This window comes from Corynebacterium segmentosum (genome assembly GCF_900637825.1).
Lineage (GTDB): Bacteria > Actinomycetota > Actinomycetes > Mycobacteriales > Mycobacteriaceae > Corynebacterium > Corynebacterium accolens.
On record NZ_LR134408.1, the window covers coordinates 1,594,623 to 1,612,774 of the forward strand.

Genomic DNA, 18,152 nt, shown 5'->3' on the forward strand with positions numbered 1-18,152 from the left:
CAATTTTAGCTGGGTGGGCGCACGGCGAAGCTGCCCCAGGCGGCATCGGCAGGCGCGGGCTCGACGGCGGCGACGGCGGGGAGGGAGGCGACATCGGCAAGCTGGGCGCCCGTCCCCCACACCACGGCGGCGCTCACCTCGCTGGGGCGCTGGCCGTAGGAGGCACCGATGCGGTCGAAGGTGCGGTTAATTACCGCGGCGCGATCCTCGCCGGCAACAGGCTCCGGCACCGCGATGGGCGCGGTCGAGCCCATGAGGATGGCGTCCATGCGCGGAATATCAGTCAGCGCGGCGGCGACGGCGACAGGCGGCAGCTCGGTATCGAAGGTAACCAGCGCATACGTGGCGGCATCCGGGTCGATGTCCATGGAATTAACGCGCTCAATATACTCCGCGCGGGACTCCTCATCCGGGCCCAGCTGATCGCCTTGCACGCGCGTGGATGCCTGCGTGCCCAGCGTGCCAAAAAGCACCAGGGCCACCACGATCGCCACCAGCACCAGCGCCAAGGCCGCCAGGCGGCGCCGCCGATAAAACTTCTTCATCCCTGCAGGCGCTCCAGGGCCTGTTGCAGGTCATCCGGGTACGGCGCGCGGGCCTCGAACCACTTTCCGGTGCCGGGGTGGGTAAAGCCCAGCTGCACCGCATGCAGCCACTGGCGCTCGAGTCCTAGGCGGGCAGAAAGCTGCGGGTTCGAGCCGTACATGGGATCGCCGACGCAGGGATGCCCGGTGGCGGACATGTGGACGCGGATTTGGTGGGTGCGGCCGGTTTCCAGGTGCACCTCGATGAGGCTGGCCTCGCGAAAGGCCTCGATGAGGCGGTAGTGGGTGACCGCGGCCTTGCCGTCGTCAAGCACGGCGAATTTCCAGCCTGACTTCGGGTGCCTGCCGATGGGCGCATCGATGGTGCCTTCAATCGGATCGGGCAGGCCCTGGACCACCGCGTGATAGGTCTTTTTCACGGTCCGGTGCTTAAACGCATGCTTGAGTGCGGAATAGGCGCGCCCGGAGGAGGCCACGACCATGACCCCGGAGGTGCCCACGTCCAGGCGGTGGACGATGCCCTGGCGCTCGGTGGGGCCAAGCGAGGCCACGTTATACCCCGCCGCGCGCAGCCCGCCGATGACCGTCGGCCCATCCCAGCCCACGCTCGGGTGCGCGGCGACGCCCACGGGTTTGTGCACGCAGATGATATCGGCGTCGCTATATAAAACGTCCATGCCCTCTACCAGCTCTTCGCGCGGCAGCAGGGGCTTTTCCGGCTCCGGGAGCAGCACCGAGACCACCTGGCCGGACGCCAGGCGCTCGGATTTACCCAGCTCCTGCGAATCCACGGTGACCCCGCCTTCGGCGCACAGCTGGGCAGTGGCCGAGCGGGAGAGGCCGAGGAGCTTGGCAAGCGCGGCATCGGCACGCATGCCCTCCAAGCCTTCTGGAATGGGAAAACTGCGCAATTGCCTATTCATTTTCCGCCCTCCGTTCCGCAATCAGCATGGCGACGATGAAGATGATGACGCCGCAGGTAATGGCCGCATCTGCGATATTAAAGACCGCGAACGAGCCGACCGAGATATAGTCCACGACGTGACCAAACCAAAAGCCGGGGTCGCGGAAGATACGGTCTGCAAAATTGCCCAATGCCCCGCCGGCAATGAGCGCCAGCCCCAGCGCCTGGCCCGTATTGTGGATGCGCGGGGCGGCGATGGCCACGCCTAGGACGAACGCCAATTGAATGGTGGTAAACAGCCAGGTCGATCCCTCGCCGCCGATGGAAAACGCCGCGCCCGGGTTAAAGAGCAGGGTAAACCTGAACCAGTCCCCGATGACATAGTGCGGCACACCCTCCGTCAGGACGGTCAGCATGAGTTGTTTTACGGCTTGATCCACAACCGCCACGGCGATAACCACCGCGGCGATAAGACCTGTCTGACTCCTTCGTTTTTGGCTCACCCACACCATTCTAATCAGGAGCGTCCGGTATTTTGGTAAGCGTGTTTCGAGTCAAAGTTTTTACAGCCCTTTCCGCCGTCGCCGTAGCGCTAAGCGCCTGTTCTTATGAGACCCCCGGCCCCGCCGTGGAACAGCCCGTCGGCCTGACTATCGATGCCCCGCGCCTGACCGTCGAAGAGGCCGGAACCGGTGAGAAGAAATTGCTGGAATATCACGACATCGATTCCTCGCAGGAGGTAACCTACCGCGCCACGGAGGGATTTTCGCAGGACCTGCTGAATAAATCCGCCGCCGCCGACTTCCAGGCCGCGGACGTAGATAAGGCCACCACTACCCTGCCGCTTTCAGCTTCCGTGGATAAAGCCACCGAGGACGTCGAAGATCAGCTCCCGGCCTCGCGCAACGCGTTTGTCACCGCGGGGGATCCGGAATACTCCGGCGATACCGATGTCTCTTCTGCGTCCGGGTTCCAATTTGGCTGGCGCGGCCAAGACAACGGCCAGATGAATTCCCTACGCTTGGCCGCCCCGCAGGACGCGAGTGATGAGGCGCGCGGCACCGTCGAGCAGGCGATCATGAAGCTGACCGCGCTACCCATCGTCTTTCCGGAAGAAGAGGTGGGCACCGGCGCGACGTGGACGGTGGATTCGCGCGTGACGGGGGAATCCACGCTCTTGCAGACGACCCGCTATACGGTCGAGTCCATCGATGGCGACCGCGTCACGCTATCCGTCGAGGTGGAACAACGCCCCACCCTGGGCGCATTGTCCTTCGAGGGCCAGGCCGAGGGCACGGAGTTAGAGGATAAGGAACTCGACGTGCTGGATTCTTCCACCAACTCCTCGGGCAGCATCACGGTAGATCTAACGAAACCGCTCCCCGTGGGCGGTGACGTGTCCTTTGATACGAAGGTAACCTACGGCACCGCCGATTCAGACCTGCGCGTCGTGCAATCAAGCCTGACGGAGCTGGCGTTTTCCGAGTAACAGGACTTACTCGGCGGGGGCCTCTACGGGGGCCTCGGCAGGCGCCTGCTCTGCGCCGGCCGCGGGGGCATCGCCCTGGGCCGGTGCGCCGTCGCCCTCATCGGCTGGCAGCGCGCCCGCACCGGTATCGGCGCACATCTCCGGCACCTGCTCAGGCGGCACTGTGTTTTGGATCAGCGTGCAGGCCCAGGTCTTCGACAGCTTCCAGGTGCCGTCCTCATAAATAAATTCCACCTGGTCCGCGGTCTGCTCTTGGCCATCGGCCGTGGAGAAATTCACCGTGGTCAGCACGGACTGCGGGTCATAGCCGGGCAAAACCGGATCCACGACCGCGAACTCCGCGCCGGATTCCTCCTTAGAGCGCGCCATGGTGTCGAAGATCTCCGGGGCGGATTCGCCGCCTTCCACGGTGGCGGTCTTTTCTTCCTGCGATGCCTCCGGATCCGTGGCCTTTGCCAGGATGGCGTTCAAATCCGCGGCGGATGGCAGCGCCGGGGCCGCGGAGTCGCCGTCAGCGGACGCCGATTCGCTGGATTCGCTGTTCTTGGTGGTGTCTTCTTGCTCGTCATCAGAAGAGCAGGCGGACAGGGCGGCCGCCGCGCTCAATGCGAGGCACGCGGCACCAAATTTGCGGAATTTCACTTCTCACTCCTCACGTCTGGGTTATAAACTCCCATCAGTTTACATTTGCACCAGCTTTTCTGGTCCGCGCCTGCCGCCTCGGCGCGTCTTCTTTTATTCTGGAAGGCATGACTAACCTCGCCCTCATCGCCACCGGCGGCACGATTGCCTGCACCACTGTGCGGGATGGTTCCCTCGTCCCTACCGTCACCGGCGCGCAGCTCGCGGCCGATATCGACGCCAAAGTGGTGGAATTTCGCCAGCTCGATTCCTCTTCTATTACGCTCGCGGACCTCGACGAGCTCATTGGGGTGGTCAATGAGCAAACCGCCCGCGCGGACATCGACGGCGTCATCATCACCCATGGCACCGATTCGATGGAAGAGACGGCGATGGCGCTGGAGATTTTTTGCGCCGGCGATACGCCCATTGTGCTCACCGGCGCGCAGCGCTCCTACGATCACCCGCACCCGGACGGCCCGCGCAATCTCCGCGATGCGCGCGAGCTCGCTCTTAGCGGGCAGCCCGGCGTCTTCATCCGCTTTGGCGGCATGACCATCCCTGCGCGCGGGGCCCGCAAGCAGCACACCTCTGACCTGCGCGCTTTTGAGTCCCTGCGGGTCCCGGATGCCACCCCGCGGCTGCAGCCGCAGCCCTTGGCGCCGCACCCGGTAGAAATCATCCCTGCCTACCCCGGCGCGGGGCGCGTGCTTGTCGATGCCGCCCGCACTTCCGCCGCCGGCCTCGTCATCGAGGCCATGGGCGCGGGCAATATGAGTGGGGATATGGGCCGCGCGCTTGCCGATGCCCTCCGCGATGGCCTCCCCGTCGTTATTTCCACCCGCACCCCGTACGGCGCGACCGCGTTGTCCTATGGTGGCGATGGCGGCGGGGCGAGCCTCCGCAGCCTGGGCGCGATCAACGCGGGGGCCTTCCGCCCCAGCCAGGCGCGTATTCTTTTGGCCGCGGTGCTGGCCACCGGCACGGACCCTGCCGAGGTATTCCGGCAAAGCCCTGACCCCAAGCGCTACCGCGAAGCCTAGTCTTGGGTTTCCAGCCAGTCTTGCCAATCTAAGGACTCGAGCGGATCCGCTGGCACCAAATCTGGGTCGCTGGCGGCAAAGGATTTCGTGCGGCCGGGTCCGGTGGCGCGGGTTTCAAAACGCACGCTGACCACCCCGTGCCCGGTGCCCTGGATCCAACCGTGGCCGAACTCCGGGTGGTAGACGTCTTGGGTGGCGTGCCACTGATCCTCCACATCGTCTTCGACCACGACGGTGGTCGGCGCCGGTGGCGGGGAATCATCGCTCACGCCCGTTTCATAGTCACTATCCGGCAGCACGGGCCGCACGATTTCGCGGTCGAGCTCCGGAAATAGTACGTCTTGGCGCGCGGCTTCCAGCCCGGAGTAGCTCACTCCCACCAGGCGGATGGGGCCCAGCTCATCCGGGTAGCGCGCCAGCTTGAAGGCGGCGGCGGTCAATATCTCTAGGTCATCGGTGGCATAGGCAAGTGTGGTCGAGCGCGATTCGATGTGGAAATCCGCCATCCGCAGCTTGACCGTCACGGTGCGCGCGCCGCGGCCATCTTTAAGCAGGCGGCGGTGCGCGCCCTCGGCCGCGCGGGTAATCGCTGCATCAACATCGGCAACCGTGAGCAAGTCCTTAGGATAGGTATGCTCCGTGGAGATCTGCTTGGAAATCGCGCGCGGTGCCACTTCCCTATCGTCGATGCCCTGCGCCAGCTGCCACAGCTGCAGCCCAACGACGCTGCCGATGGAGATTTCCACCTCCTTTTGGGTCATGGCGGCCAGCGCGCCAATGGTCTCCACCCCGATGCCCTTGAGCTTGGCCTCCGTGACCGGCCCAACACCCCACAGCTTTCCCACCGGGAGCGGATGGAGCATCTCCAGCTGCTTTTCTGCCGGGATGACATAGGTGCCATCGGGCTTGGCTTCACCAGAGCCGATCTTGGCAAATTGCTTGCCGGAGCCCGCGCCGATGGAACACGGCAGGCCCGTTTCCTCCCGGATGAGCGCGCGCAGGCCATCCGCCCACTGTTGCACCTCGTCAGCCGTCGCACCCACCAATGCCTCTGGCTCCATAAAGGCCTCATCGATAGACAGCTGCTCGATCACCTCCACGTGCTGGGAAATGATCTCAAATACCCGGCGCGAGGCCGCCGAATACACCACCCGGCGCGGGCTGACCACCACCGCGCGCAGGCCCACCAACTGCTGGGCGCGGTACATCGGCATCGCCGAGTGCGCGCCGTATTCGCGCGCCTCATAGGAGGCACCGGCAACGACCCCGCGGCCGCCAACTCCACCGACGAGCACCGGCCGGCCCTGCAAAGTCGGTCGGGTCAATTGCTCGACGGAGGCGAAAAACGCATCCATATCGATGTGTAAGACCCAACGTTGCATGCCCTCCAGTCTAAGCCACGCCAACCCCAGAATTGGGAATAGGTTGACGCTTAAACTAACTTGTATGCAAGATGTATGCATGAGCGATACAAGCATGCAGCCTGCCGCGGAGCGGGTTTATGAATTGGTCAAAGAAAGGATCATCGACGGCACCATCGATTCCTCGCAGATGCTGTCAGAAGCCGCACTCGCGGCCGAGGTTGGGGTCAGCCGGACCCCGGCCCACGAGGCTTTCCTGCGCCTGGAGCTCGAGGGCTTTTTGCAGCTTTATCCCAAGCGCGGCGCGCTGGTCGTGCCGATTAGCCCCCAAGAAATCCGCGAGGTCTACGAGGCGCGCCTGCTTGTCGATGCCCACAGTGCCGAAAAGATCTGCGAGCTGGGTGAGGCGGAACGCGGGGGCATCGCCAAGCGCCTGCACGAAAACATTGCGGCCCAAGACGCCGCCCTGGATGCCGAGGATCTCCGCGAATACACGCGCCTGGATGCCCAATTCCACCAAATCATCATGGATAGCGCCGGCAATAGCCTGCTGGCCAACGTGGGCCACCAGCTGCGCGAGCGCCAGCAGCGTTTTACCGCCACCGCCATCGGGCGCAATGTGGCGCGGGCCCGCGCGTTCGTCGATCAGCACCGCGTGCTTGCCGATGCCCTCCTCACCGCCAACCTGCCCGCCTACCTTTCCGCACTCCGTTCGCACCTGAAGAATTCGAAGGATCAACTATGAGTCAGGACACCGCTAATCGCGACTGGTTACCCGTCGCAGGCAGCATGGTGGCCGTTGCCTGGGGCGGCAATGAATTTACTCCCCTGCTCGTGATGTACCGCGAGCAATCCCACTTCTCGCAGGTCACCGTCAATGGCCTCCTGGCGGCCTACGTCATTGGCATCGTGCCCGCGCTGCTTATCTCCGGGCCGCTGTCGGACTATATCGGCCGGCGCCCCACGATGCTGCCCGCAGCACCGCTCTCTCTCGCCGGCTCCTTCCTGCTGTCCATCGCGCCCGAAGAACCCCTCATCATCGCCGCCGGCCGCGTGCTGTGTGGCCTGGCGCTGGGCATCGTCATGGCGGTCGGCTCCACCTGGATTTCCGAGCTCATCACCCGCTCCGGCGGTGACCCCGCCGCAGGTCCCCGAAAGGCATCGATGTGCCTTACCCTGGGCTTCCTCATCGGCGCCGCCTTGGCCTCGGTACTGGCGCAATGGGGCCCGTGGCCTACTCACCTGGCCTATGTCCTGCACATCCTGCTCACCGTCATTACCGCGGTGTGGCTATTGAAAACCCCCGAAACCCGTCCACCCCGCGGCGCGACCGTCAAGGACACATTCTTGGATCTAAGCATCCGCGATATGCTGCACATGCTGCACATCCCATCAGCCGCCCACCGCCGCTTTTCCCGCATCGTCCTTCCTGTAGCCCCTTGGGTATTCGGCTGCGCGGGTGCAGCCTATGCCCTGTTGCCGCAGCTGCTTTCCGATTCCGCCGGCGATGCCCCCATTGCCTTTTCCGGCCTCATGACCGTCATCACGCTGGGCTGCGGGGTTGGCATCCAAATGTTTGGCAAGGTCATCGACACCCACCGCTCCGCCCGTGCCTCTGCGGTTGCCATGGCCGTCATTACCGTCGGCACCATTTTCGGCGCCATCGCCGCACGCACGCTCTCCCTCCCACTCGGCATCACCAGCGCCGCCGTCATGGGTGCCGGCTACGGCCTAGCACTTGTCGCCGGCCTTTCCGAGGTCCAACGCATCGCCGGAAAAGATGACCTCGCCGGCCTTACCGCCGTGTTCTATTCCGTGTCCTATACCGGCTTCTTTATCCCCATGGCTTTTAGCGCCCTTGCCCCCTACATTGGCTTCACTGCTCTATTCCTCATCGGCTCCCTCCTCGCCGCATGCTGCCTCATCAACGTGATTCACGGCTGGCGCGCCCACCTGCCGGGCCCAGTGCGCTAGGCCAAGTCCCGCAAGATTTGGCCACACAACGTAAAAACTGGAGCCCTCCATATGGAGGGCTCCGGTTTGGTCACCGCTTAACACCTAGTCCGGGTATCAAGCCCGCACTAATCTGCTCATCCGCTGATTCAGGCGCGATTAGAACTTGAACAGTGAGAAGAAGTTGCGCAGTGGCTGCAAGAAGCGAGCAATGCCAGAGAACTGGTTGAAGAATTTAACAACGCCTGCCACAAAAGCAACCACACCAGCGATTACACCAAAGGCAGCACCGAAGTTAGAGCTGCTCCCTCCACTGCCATTGCCCGGAACCGAAGGCTTGCCCGGCTTTTCACTACCGCCGTTACCCGGAACCGAAGGCTTACCCGGCTTCTCACTACCGTCGTTACCTGGGCCCTGTGGCTTACCCGGCTCCTCACTACCGTCGCTGCCTGGAGTCTGGCCCTTACCGTTATCAGGGGTTTGCTCGGGTCGCGACTCGCTGCCCTTATCAGCAGCCTTAACGACAACCTCTACACTATTGGATTTACCAGTTTCCGGATCCGTAACGGTAGGCACTGGAGAAACCTTTACCTTTTCACCGGCTTTTAACTGCACGCTTTCAGGAACATCGATTTCAAAGGGAACAAGCTCTTGGCCCTTCTTTGCAGGGTCTTTCGGTAGCTCTACCTCAGTTGACTGATGACGTCCGCCCGGGAAATAAGCCTCAATTTCCTCTTTTTGGCCCGGGAACAAACGAAGCTTTCCGGTAACTTTCTTGTCCCCCTCTTTGATGTCATTTACTTTCTCGATAACATCAACTGGGAATTCGTCCACAGAGTCTCCAGAATCTGGGCCTTCGGGGGTTTCGGAGCCTTCGCTACCGGCACCTGATTGGTCAGATCCCTCTGGGCTTTCAGGGCCTTGGCCTTCACCTTCAACTGCATCCGCAGATTCAACAACCACTTTAGTGGAAACTACTTTGACACCTGGCTTGGAAGGATCTTTAGACGGAGTAACGATCAGTTCTTGGCCGGCCGTTAATTGCAGGCCTCCAGGAACGGCAACTTCAAAGGGGACATATTCGCCTCGAGGGATTTTCCCCTCCTCAACCTCATGTTTTACGGTGACAGATGGCTGTAAACCGTTCGGGAAAAACACGTTAATAGTCTTCTCTTGCCCTGGGAGCAAAAACACCCAGCCAGTAACGTTCTTAGCACCCGCTTTTACGGCATTCACCGTTAGAGTATCCGCAGACTGCTGATTGCCACCAGCCCCATTGCCCTGAGTTTCGCCGGGTTCATCGGCCTCATCAGCAGCTTTATTTTTTGTGCCTCAGAGTTGACTTGCCCAGTCGTCAACTGCTCAATTTCCTCAACGCTAATGGCGAGAGTACCGTCTGCCCTCTTCAGCTCTTTAGCCACCGACTTCAAATCTTCAATGCTGAGCTTAGAAATCTGTTCTGCGGTTAGATGGCAATTCCGCTTCAAGTGTTCCGCAACCTTGGCGTTTGCATCACCGTCAAAATCGCTTCCCGCGCGGAAGCTCTGTTCGCAGGCTACATGCGTAGCATCAGCCCATGCGACTGGAGCAACAGCAGGAACAACGAGGGACACAGACAAAGTTGCAGAAGCGAGAACACGCTTATTGAGTTTCATATGAACCTTCCAAGGTTACTACAAGCCACGGATCCTATACGCCACGTTTTACTTTCAAGGAATGAAAAGCATGAGCGGACACCGCAGAAAGTGGGATAACACGACCTTTATCGTGTCATTTACGTTTTTAAACGCAGGATTAGTAAACCATATTGGTTTTCCACTTAAAAGTTCCAAACCAGAAAAGTGCGCGAGATCACCTAAGTGCTATACTTATGGCACAGTCTAAAAATTTCCGGTGGGGTCCCGTTAAACAGGAGCATCTAGCGATTACTTCAATTCCTAAAGCATACGCCCGATCAGCACTCAGCCCGGGCGACATAACCATCGAAGAACGCCAAGTGTCTCAGCCAATGCGAGACTAAACCTAAACGACCAAGGTTCACTTTTCTGACCGATTCATCAAAAAGAAACCGGAACGCCTCCACAAAGAGGGCTCCGGTTTACTTCCCAGCCAAAACACAGCTATAGCCTCGGCCCCGCTCTAGTCCACCAGTTCAGATTAACTTAGAACTTGATGTTGAACTGTGCCAAGAAGTCTCGCAGCGGCTGCAAGAAGCGAACGAGACCTGAGTTCGGGTGGAAGATTTTAGCGATACCCGCCACCACAGCAGCCAAACCAGCAAGACCAGCGACTACGCCAAAGATATTGCCAAAGTTAGAGCTGTCCTCTCCAGCACCGCCACCTGGAGTCGGCGGCTTTGGCAGATTCTCACCACCACCCGGAGCCGGCGGCTTTTGCGGATTCTCATTATCACCTGGAACCGACGGCTTTGACGGATTGTTGCCAGCGCCACCCCCTGGAGCCTGACCATTACCCTTGTCAGCCGCCTTAACAATGATTTTAACGGGTTTATCCTTGTTGGCAGCTTCTTCTGAATTAGCAACAAGCCGAGAAACTGTTATTTCATCTCCGGCTTTTAGTTGCAAGTCCTCAGGAATATCGAATGTAAAGGTGACAACTTTACCACCAGAGGGTTTACCTTCTTCACCGGACTTTTCGTCAGATTTTAGCACTTTAGTTGCAACGGTCCGGTTTGGATAATGCGCCTGAAGTATCTTCTGCTCACCTGGGAGCAGATATACAGAGCCAGTGATCACCTTATCCCCCTCTTTGACTTCATTCACCGATAGAGGCTGCCCAGACTGCTGTTCACCATCAGCAAGATTCTCGCCGTTATCGCCGAAAGAAACGTCGCTGCCTTCTGCTCCCCCAACAACCTCAGAAGGCAATAATTGCTTCAACTCTTCTTCAACGCCAGGCTGAGAGGCTTCACCTTGACTCAACTCGCAGTTTGGCTGCAGATAATCTGCATCATTTACATTGAATCCAGAATGAGGATCGCTCCCATCACCGGAATCCTGTGCGCAGTTGACATGGCCATCAGTAGCCCAGGCAACTGGGGTGACAACAGAAGCTACGAGAGACGTAGAGAGGGCTGCAGAAGCGAGAACACGCTTATTGAGTTTCATACGAACCTTCCAAGGGGAACTACAAGCTACGGGTCCCATACGCCAAGATGTGCTTTCAAGGAATGGAAAGCATGGACAGACTCCGTAGAAAGTGGGATAACACGATCTTTATCGCGCCATTTACGCTTTTAAACGTAAGATTAGTAAACCATATTGATTTTCCATTCAAAATATCCACCACCAAAAAGTGCGCGAAATCACTCAATCGCTGCGCCTGTAGTGCAGTGAAACAATCGCCAGTAGCAAGCTCCGCTCAATAGGGGATGATTGCTGGGTACGTGAAATAGCACGAGGCTGAAGCTAAACAACCAAAGTCCACTTCCCTGCCCCTATTAACCAAAAGAAACCGGAGCTCCTCCGCAAAGAGGGCTCCGGTTTAGTAATTGTCAGAATCATAGCCAAGGCATGTTCCCAAGCTAATTCAGACGGAATTAGAACTTGAAGTTGAACTGCGCCAAGAAGTCACGAAGTGGCTGTAGGAAGTGAGCAAAGTCCTGGTTCTGGTTCAACCAATGGGTAGCGCCTGCAACCAAAGCGGCCAGGCCGCCAAGGCCTGCAATCACACCAAAGACCTTACCGATTTTAGAGCTACCCACTGCATCATCAGGGGTGCTCTCTTCATTGCTGTCAGCCTCTTCGGCGGCACCAACCATGATGGTCGTGCTTTTACCGTTCGATGGAACCGTAACGAAGGAAACTTGGTCATCTGCCTTCAGTTCAACACCCTCTGGAACAGCGATAGTAAATTCCACCAATCGCAGTCCTTCTTCTAGGACAATTCCGTCTCCGAGTTCAACTGTCGCTTCCTTGCCGCCTGGGAAGATGGCTTTAACCGATTGCTTTTCGGCGCCAACGACGAATACCTGCCCAGTTACTTCGCGCTCACCGGCAGCGATGTCATTGGCCAAGATTGAGGTTTTCTTCTCAACCTTCTGCTCGTCAGAACCTTGTACCTTGCTCGGCTTATTTGCCAAGCCATCCAAATACGACTTGACGACAAACGGATTTGGCTGCTTCACATTATTAATTTGTGCTTCAGTTAGAGCCGGCTTTCCTTTGGAGTCCTTCAGCTCTTTCGCGACGGTCTTGACTTCCTCTGGGCTCAACTTCCCAATTTCCTCAGGACTCAAGCCACAATTCTTGTTGAGGTGCGCAGCTACAATAATCTCAGGAGTGCCAGTGAAATCAGCTCCTTTTTGGAACCTTTGCTCACACTTCGTGTGAGTCGGCACATCGGCAGCCAAAGCGACTGGAGCTACAGCAGGAGCAACGAGGGATACGGACAGAGCGGCAGAAGCAAAAATACGCTTATTGAGTTTCATACAAATCTTCCAGAGAGTTCAGACGACTTTGGGCCATATACGCAACGATGTGGTTTCACAGTTCAAAAGAAAGCACATTCCCGCAAATGCGGCTTAGCACGACATTTATCATGCTATTAGCGTTATTAACCTTGACCTCAGGTAACCATAAACGCGTGTGATCCCAAAGCATTTTTCGTCGATAATTTTGCTTCCTCCCCACTGTTAGGGGTACTCTTTTCGCTCCCAGTCACGCCCATCCAATGGCACATCTTCAGCAGTTGATTTGTAAGTGCCCCGTCCCCGGCTCCAAAAGGTAACTAACCCCAAATTGCGATACGCAGGATGTAGTCTAATCCCCTGTTTCCATAGGTTCCTACGATTCCGCTAGCAATTTTCACAAGCACTGGACCGACCTGTTCCTCAGTAACTTTCCATTCGCGTTGGGTTAGCTCATCAACAAGGTATTTGGCTGGCGGTCCAATCTGCCTAGTGCCGATGCACTAAGCAATTGGCACACCACCTCGTATTTTGTTTTCGGTCCCTCCTATTGGACGCACTGATTCGCGACGCACTGATTCGCAAGTGCACAAAGCGGCCCGGTCGAACGCTGTAGAAAGCATCCGGCCGGGCCGCTTCAGGTTGGAGCTTTACGCTCTTAGTTCTTCGCTACGGTGGCGGTGACTCCGGTGAGGATATCGTGGGCATCCGCAAGCGGCTCGGTGACCACGGAGAACTCCGTAGCCAGCACTTCGCCTGCGATGGTGTCAGCGTGACGCTGCGCCCACTCCTTCTTATCTTCGGCAACGGAAAGGACCACGGAGATGCGGTCAGATACGTCGAAGCTGGAGTTCTTGCGGGCATCCTGCAGGCCGCGGATAACGTCGGCGGCCCAGCCTTCGGCCTCGAGCTCTTCGGTGACCTCGGTATCCAGGACGACGAGGCCATCTAGACCCTCGATGCGGGCTGTGGAGTCCGGGTTCGCCGCCTGCAAACGCTCGGTGTATTCCTCAGGGCTCAAGACGATGTCGCCGTCTACCACGACCTCATCGCCGCGACGCTCGTAGTTGCCCGCCTTAAGATTCTTGATGGCGCGCTGGACATCCTTACCCAAGCGCGGGCCGGCAACCTTGGCGTTGCAGACCACCTGGAAGGTGCCGACGGAATCGACATCATCAGTAAGCTCAACCTCTTTGACGTTAACCTCATCGCGGATGATGTCCGCGAAGTCCGCCAGGCTCTGCGAGCCCGCGAAGGCCACGGTGAGCTTCGGCAACGGCAGGCGGTTGCGCAGCTTATTGGCCTTGCGCACCGAGGATGCAGCCGATGCCACCGCGCGGGTGGCGTCCATGGCAGAAACCAGGTCCGCATCCGCGGGGTAGTCCTCGGCCTTCGGGAAGTCCGCCAGGTGGACGGAGCGCTCACCGGTCAGGCCACGGTAGATAACCTCGGCGACGTGCGGCAGCAGCGGGGCCACCACGCGCGTGGTGGTCTCCAAAACGGTGTAGAGGGTGTTAAAGGCCTCTGGGTTGGCGTCCTCGCCGCCCCAGAAGCGGTCGCGGGAGCGGCGGACGTACCAGTTGGTCAGCACATCGGCGAAAAGGCGAACCTCTTCGGTGGCGGTAGCGATATCGGTCCCCGCCAGCGCAGCATCGACATTGGCCACAAGATCGTGGGTCTTAGCCAGGATGTAGCGGTCGAGCACGTGCGTGGAACTCGTATCGAACTTGGCTTCCTGCTCGGCGTAGAGCTGCAGGAAGGTGTACGCATTCCAGATGGGAAGCAGCGCCTGGCGCACGCCCTCGCGGATGCCCTGCTCGGTGACGATGAGGTTGCCGCCGCGCAGGATTGGCGAGGACATCAGGAACCAACGCATGGCATCGGAACCATCGCGGTCAAAGACCTCGTTGACGTCCGGGTAGTTGCCCTTGGACTTGGACATCTTGAGCCCGTCATTGCCCAAGACGATGCCGTGGGCCACGACCTTCTTGAACGCCGGGCGGTCAAAGAGCGCGGTGGACAGCACGTGCAGCAGGTAGAACCAACCGCGGGTTTGCCCGGAGTACTCCACGATGAAGTCCGCCGGCGAGTGGGTTTCAAACCACTCCTTGTTTTCAAACGGGTAGTGCTTTTGTGCAAACGGCATGGAGCCGGATTCGAACCAGCAGTCCAGCACGTCCGACACGCGGCGCATGGTGGACTTGCCGGTGGGATCATCCGGGTTCGGGCGGGTCAGCTCATCGATGTGCGGGCGGTGCAGCGACTCCGGGCGCTTGCCGAAGTCCCTCTCCAGCTCATCCAAAGAGCCGTAGACGTCCATGCGCGGGTACTCGTCATTATCGGACATCCACACCGGGATGGGCGCGCCCCAGTAGCGGGTGCGGGAGATATTCCAGTCACGGGCGCCTTCCAGCCACTTACCAAATTGGCCATCGCGGATGTGCTCCGGCAGCCACTCGATCTCGTTGTGGTTAAGCTCCACCATGCGATCGCGGAATTCGGTGACCTTTACGAACCATGCGGGCAGAGCCATGTAGATAAGCGGCTCGCCCGAGCGCCAGGAGTGCGGGTAGGAGTGCTCGATGGTGACGTGGCGCACCACTCGCCCAGCGGCTTTCAAGTCCTTGATGATGGACTTATTCGCATCGAAGACCAGCTGACCCTCGTATGGCGGGACCTGGGAGGTGAACTTGCCGTCCTCATTCACTGGGACCACCAACTCGATGTCGTATTCATTGGTGGTATTCATATCGTCTTCACCAAAGGCGGGTGCCTGGTGGACAACACCCGTACCGTCTTCGGTGGTGACGTAGTCCGCCAACAGCACCTGATAAGCATTGCGCAGGTCTGGAAAGAAGCCGAAGATTGGCTCGTACTTAAAGCCCTCGAGCTGCGCGCCGGTGAAGGTGTCCAGCACCTCCGCCTCACCCAGTTCCTTTTCCAGGGTGCCCAGCAGGTTTTCGGCCATGATGAACGTGCGGCCGGCGAATTCGTCGTCGGTGGCCTTAAATAGTGCGTAGGAGACCTCCGGGTGCACAGCTAGCGCCTCGTTGGACGGCAGAGTCCAGGGGGTGGTGGTCCAGGCGAGGAAGGAGGCATCGGCAAGCGCGGGGTAATCCGCCAGCGTCTTTTCCGCCGCGGTGCCCTCGCGAGCGCCCGCGACCGGGAAGGTCACCGTCAAGGTGGGATCCTGGCGCATCTTATAGGAATCATCCAAGCGCGTTTCCTGGTTGGACAAGGAGGTATGCTCCGCCCAGGAATACGGCAGGACGCGGAAGCCCTTGTAGATTAGGCCCTTGTCATACAGTTCCTTGAAGGCCCACATGACCGATTCCATGAAGTTGATATCCATGGTCTTGTAGCCATTATCAAAGTCCACCCAGCGTGCCTGGCGGTTGACGTAATCTTCCCACTCATCGGTGTATTCCAGCACCGACTTAGCGCAGTACTCGTTGAACTTGTCCAGGCCCATGTCCTCGATCTGGGCTTTATCGGTGATCCCGAGCTGCTTTTCCGCCTCCAGCTCCGCTGGCAGGCCGTGGGTATCCCAGCCAAAGACGCGGGGGACGTAATTTCCGGCCATCGTGCGGTAGCGCGGCACGATGTCCTTGACGTAGCCAGTCAGCAGGTGACCGTAGTGTGGCAAGCCATTGGCAAAGGGAGGGCCATCATAAAAGATGTATTCGGGGCAGTCCTTGGTCTTTTCCAAAGAAGCCTGGAACGTATCGTCCTGCTTCCAGTACTTCTGGACTTCTTCTTCCATATCCGGGAAACGGCTCGAGCCGCCGGTCATATCGACCTTGGGGTAAATCTTTTTCACCATTATCTTCCTTCACGCTGTAACTTGATGCAGGGACGGGCCAATGGCTCGCGGTACCACCCTGCTTGAGCTAAAAGCTCCGCTTCGTTTCGGTGAAGGAGATAACGGTCCCACCCGTTCAGTTCTACTGAGCCTTATGGCCGTTCTTCTGAATTGCTCCCCCGGTGATGGCCGGATCATCGCATGTGCCCGCCAGTATAGCGCCACAAGAACGCTGTGCACAAAAGTTATCCACAGGTAGAAATTTTCCTGTTGTACGTGGTTGCACGCGGCCATAGATTATGAAGCATGACCGCGCTCGAGAATTACTTAGCAGCTATGGCCCCGGGGATGGATATCGTCGCCGGGTGCGCTGGCCTGTCTGAGGACGATCTGCGGGCGCATGGTGCGCCGGAGCACACGGCGCGGGAGCTTATCCTGCTCAAAGCAGGCTTATTGCGGAAACACCAAATTCACCGGCCGACGCCGGCGAGCCATGGACGGTGCCCGGCGCAATGGTCATTCCATCGTGGCGTTGTCCATCATCGAAAAGTATGCCCGCAAGATGCCCACGCTTTTCGATGCCTGGCTTCTCCGCGAGCAGCTCTGCACTACCAACGCCGGCACGGCGGACCTAGAAAAACTGGCAAAATCTAAGCTACCTGCGAAAAAGAAGAAGGTTAAGCCTGGGGTGCGCATCATTCGCCGCAAGAACGCGCCGTGGACCCTGGCCATCGATGCGCGCTCCACGCTTATTACAGACCTTCATGCCGCGCTAAAAGAGAGCAGCAAGGAGCCGCTCGAGGCGGTGGAACAGACCTTTTTCGGCGGCGGTACCGCCGTAAAGACCACGGTGATAACCAATGTCCTGGTCAACCTGGATGACTACGTACGCATCATCAACGGCGATGGCGAAGAAATCCAGCTCCAAATGACCAATGGCGCTACGCTTACCGGCGCCGAGTACCTCGAGCGCGCGCTTAAGGAACGCGGGCTGATTACCCTTATTAGCCCCTATGAGGGAGCGGTGAACCTGTACCGCACGGAGCGCTTTGCCAATGCGAAACAGCGCCTGATGGCCGCTGCAGAAAACCCAATCTGCCCGTGGCCGCGGTGCAATAAGCCCGCTGACGAATGTCAGATTCATCATTTGGAGCCGTGGTTGCACGGTGGATTGACCAACATAGGTAACTTATCCACAGCCTGCGCCTACCACAACGGGGTCAACGACGATGACCCCAATGCCCCGCCACTGCGCGGGCACCTCGTTCGCCGGAATGGGACCATCCGGTGGGAGCCCCCAGATTAGATAAATATTATACGGGGTTCGTAGCGGATCTGCGGAAGGGACCGCCGCAGGAACGGGATTCACAACCCGGACGGGGAATCTGAGAGATCCGAAGAAACCGAGGAAACCACGATCCGGTAGACCGCAGATGTTGCGAATGATTACGGGCGGTGCGGGCAATTGGGGTGGTGCGGTTAGTGCGGTTAGCACTGGCGTTGGACCCACCGGTTAGACGAGGCGCCGTCGTGCGCCTACTTTGGCATGCCGCAATGGCGGGAGCTAATACTTCTGACGGAACGTGACCGAATCTAACCCAGCCTGACCCTACCTGCCCCAGTCTGACCGGGGCTGAGCGATCCTGGACGGCGCTGGGCCTAGTTCTGTTTCCAGCCCTGAGACAGGTCTTCTTCAAGCGCGTTATTATCCGCACGGTACTTGCGCGCCCAATCGATAATAAACAACACGATGCCGGAGCCCGCTGCAATGAATACGAGGTACAACGCCCAATCGGCGGTGTTTAAGACATACATCACCAAAGCCACGAAGGCCACAAGGGCAAGGACGAGGGCAGCAACGAGCATGTCAGTTCCTCTCAGAGGGGTTAAAAGTAGCTATGGGAACAATCATAGCGAGGTGGATAAAACCACAATAGCGCCCACTCCCCTAGAGGCGTGGGCGCTACGGGTAACTAATTTGGTTTAGTTACTGCCAACCAGCTTT

At 58.9% G+C, this 18,152-nt stretch carries 15 protein-coding genes and 1 pseudogene; 5 read left to right on the forward strand and 11 right to left on the reverse strand.

The annotated features are described in order from the left end of the window. Nucleotides 1-5 precede the first annotated feature (5 nt). Genes EL217_RS07640 through lspA form a run of 3 tightly spaced genes read right to left on the reverse strand, consistent with a single transcriptional unit; the run spans nucleotide 6 to nucleotide 1,961 of the window. Complete coding sequence (locus EL217_RS07640) at nucleotides 6-545, reverse strand: hypothetical protein (protein WP_126319379.1); 540 nt, start codon at nucleotides 543-545, stop codon at nucleotides 6-8. Then, the gene (locus tag EL217_RS07645; protein ID WP_005278479.1) at nucleotides 542-1,468 is read right to left on the reverse strand and encodes an RluA family pseudouridine synthase; all 927 of its coding nucleotides are present in this window, start codon (nucleotides 1,466-1,468) and stop codon (nucleotides 542-544) included. The genes EL217_RS07640 and EL217_RS07645 overlap by 4 nt, the downstream gene beginning before the upstream one ends. Further along, on the reverse strand, nucleotides 1,461-1,961 hold the full coding sequence (gene lspA, locus EL217_RS07650; RefSeq protein ID WP_126319381.1) for a signal peptidase II: 501 nt from the start codon (nucleotides 1,959-1,961) through the stop codon (nucleotides 1,461-1,463). Before lspA ends, EL217_RS07645 begins: the two co-directional genes overlap by 8 nt. A gap of 32 nt (nucleotides 1,962-1,993) precedes the next feature. Between lspA and EL217_RS07655 the strand changes: the two genes are divergently transcribed. Then, nucleotides 1,994-2,938, forward strand: a complete 945-nt coding sequence (locus EL217_RS07655) for a hypothetical protein (RefSeq protein WP_126319383.1) — start codon at nucleotides 1,994-1,996, stop codon at nucleotides 2,936-2,938. A 6-nt stretch (nucleotides 2,939-2,944) separates the two neighbouring features. Here EL217_RS07655 and EL217_RS07660 read toward each other — a convergent pair whose 3' ends face one another. Beyond that, nucleotides 2,945-3,580, reverse strand: a complete 636-nt coding sequence (locus tag EL217_RS07660) for a hypothetical protein (protein WP_126319385.1) — start codon at nucleotides 3,578-3,580, stop codon at nucleotides 2,945-2,947. 107 nt (nucleotides 3,581-3,687) lie between these two features. Between EL217_RS07660 and EL217_RS07665 the strand changes: the two genes are divergently transcribed. Further along, entirely contained in the window at nucleotides 3,688-4,602 is a 915-nt protein-coding gene (locus EL217_RS07665) for an asparaginase (RefSeq protein WP_126319387.1), read from the forward strand. Here the strand turns inward: EL217_RS07665 and EL217_RS07670 are convergent. Beyond that, on the reverse strand, nucleotides 4,599-5,984 hold the full coding sequence (locus EL217_RS07670; protein ID WP_126319388.1) for a DNA polymerase IV: 1,386 nt from the start codon (nucleotides 5,982-5,984) through the stop codon (nucleotides 4,599-4,601). The genes EL217_RS07665 and EL217_RS07670 overlap by 4 nt on opposite strands. 79 nt (nucleotides 5,985-6,063) lie before the next feature. Between EL217_RS07670 and EL217_RS07675 the strand changes: the two genes are divergently transcribed. Together EL217_RS07675 and EL217_RS07680 are read left to right on the forward strand one after the other, a co-directional pair. Beyond that, entirely contained in the window at nucleotides 6,064-6,708 is a 645-nt protein-coding gene (locus tag EL217_RS07675) for a GntR family transcriptional regulator (RefSeq protein ID WP_126319390.1), read from the forward strand. Then, a complete protein-coding gene (locus EL217_RS07680) occupies nucleotides 6,705-7,937 on the forward strand; it encodes an MFS transporter (protein WP_126319392.1) in 1,233 nt (410 codons plus the stop codon). The genes EL217_RS07675 and EL217_RS07680 overlap by 4 nt, the downstream gene beginning before the upstream one ends. Nucleotides 7,938-8,075: 138 nt before the next feature. On the opposite strand, the gene EL217_RS07685 is transcribed toward EL217_RS07680, so the two are convergent. From EL217_RS07685 to ileS, 5 genes are all read right to left on the reverse strand, one after another. Continuing rightward, nucleotides 8,076-9,152 carry a hypothetical protein gene (locus EL217_RS07685; protein ID WP_232018227.1) on the reverse strand — a complete coding sequence of 359 codons (1,077 nt, stop codon included), beginning with the start codon at nucleotides 9,150-9,152 and terminating at the stop codon, nucleotides 8,076-8,078. Between the two features lie 2 nt (nucleotides 9,153-9,154). Next, nucleotides 9,155-9,571, reverse strand: coding sequence for a hypothetical protein (locus EL217_RS11355; RefSeq protein ID WP_232018229.1), 417 nt, complete (start codon nucleotides 9,569-9,571; stop codon nucleotides 9,155-9,157). A gap of 507 nt (nucleotides 9,572-10,078) precedes the next feature. Continuing rightward, nucleotides 10,079-11,044 carry an intracellular motility protein A gene (locus tag EL217_RS07690; RefSeq protein WP_126319394.1) on the reverse strand — a complete coding sequence of 322 codons (966 nt, stop codon included), beginning with the start codon at nucleotides 11,042-11,044 and terminating at the stop codon, nucleotides 10,079-10,081. A gap of 431 nt (nucleotides 11,045-11,475) precedes the next feature. After that, entirely contained in the window at nucleotides 11,476-12,366 is an 891-nt protein-coding gene (locus tag EL217_RS07695) for a hypothetical protein (protein WP_126319396.1), read from the reverse strand. A gap of 637 nt (nucleotides 12,367-13,003) precedes the next feature. Beyond that, nucleotides 13,004-16,168, reverse strand: a complete 3,165-nt coding sequence (gene ileS / locus EL217_RS07700; RefSeq protein WP_126319398.1) for an isoleucine--tRNA ligase — start codon at nucleotides 16,166-16,168, stop codon at nucleotides 13,004-13,006. 285 nt (nucleotides 16,169-16,453) lie between these two features. On the opposite strand from ileS, the pseudogene EL217_RS07705 reads away from it, so the two are divergent. Next, nucleotides 16,454-17,453: pseudogene (locus EL217_RS07705) on the forward strand (HNH endonuclease signature motif containing protein). 353 nt (nucleotides 17,454-17,806) lie between these two features. Here the strand turns inward: EL217_RS07705 and EL217_RS07710 are convergent. After that, nucleotides 17,807-18,013, reverse strand: a complete 207-nt coding sequence (locus EL217_RS07710) for a hypothetical protein (protein ID WP_005278448.1) — start codon at nucleotides 18,011-18,013, stop codon at nucleotides 17,807-17,809. Nucleotides 18,014-18,152: the final 139 nt, after the last annotated feature.

What these genes read in the sequence shown, in the direction of transcription:
- EL217_RS07640 (WP_126319379.1), bottom strand. Translation starts at nt 545, where the DNA reads ATGAAGAAGTTTTATCGGCGGCGCCGCCTGGCGGCCTTGGCGCTGGTG.
- EL217_RS07645 (WP_005278479.1), bottom strand. Translation starts at nt 1,468, where the DNA reads ATGAATAGGCAATTGCGCAGTTTTCCCATTCCAGAAGGCTTGGAGGGC.
- lspA (WP_126319381.1), bottom strand. Translation starts at nt 1,961, where the DNA reads ATGGTGTGGGTGAGCCAAAAACGAAGGAGTCAGACAGGTCTTATCGCC.
- EL217_RS07665 (WP_126319387.1), top strand. Translation starts at nt 3,688, where the DNA reads ATGACTAACCTCGCCCTCATCGCCACCGGCGGCACGATTGCCTGCACC.
- EL217_RS07670 (WP_126319388.1), bottom strand. Translation starts at nt 5,984, where the DNA reads ATGCAACGTTGGGTCTTACACATCGATATGGATGCGTTTTTCGCCTCC.
- EL217_RS07675 (WP_126319390.1), top strand. Translation starts at nt 6,064, where the DNA reads ATGAGCGATACAAGCATGCAGCCTGCCGCGGAGCGGGTTTATGAATTG.
- EL217_RS07680 (WP_126319392.1), top strand. Translation starts at nt 6,705, where the DNA reads ATGAGTCAGGACACCGCTAATCGCGACTGGTTACCCGTCGCAGGCAGC.
- EL217_RS11355 (WP_232018229.1), bottom strand. Translation starts at nt 9,571, where the DNA reads ATGAAACTCAATAAGCGTGTTCTCGCTTCTGCAACTTTGTCTGTGTCC.
- EL217_RS07690 (WP_126319394.1), bottom strand. Translation starts at nt 11,044, where the DNA reads ATGAAACTCAATAAGCGTGTTCTCGCTTCTGCAGCCCTCTCTACGTCT.
- EL217_RS07695 (WP_126319396.1), bottom strand. Translation starts at nt 12,366, where the DNA reads ATGAAACTCAATAAGCGTATTTTTGCTTCTGCCGCTCTGTCCGTATCC.
- ileS (WP_126319398.1), bottom strand. Translation starts at nt 16,168, where the DNA reads ATGGTGAAAAAGATTTACCCCAAGGTCGATATGACCGGCGGCTCGAGC.
- EL217_RS07710 (WP_005278448.1), bottom strand. Translation starts at nt 18,013, where the DNA reads ATGCTCGTTGCTGCCCTCGTCCTTGCCCTTGTGGCCTTCGTGGCTTTG.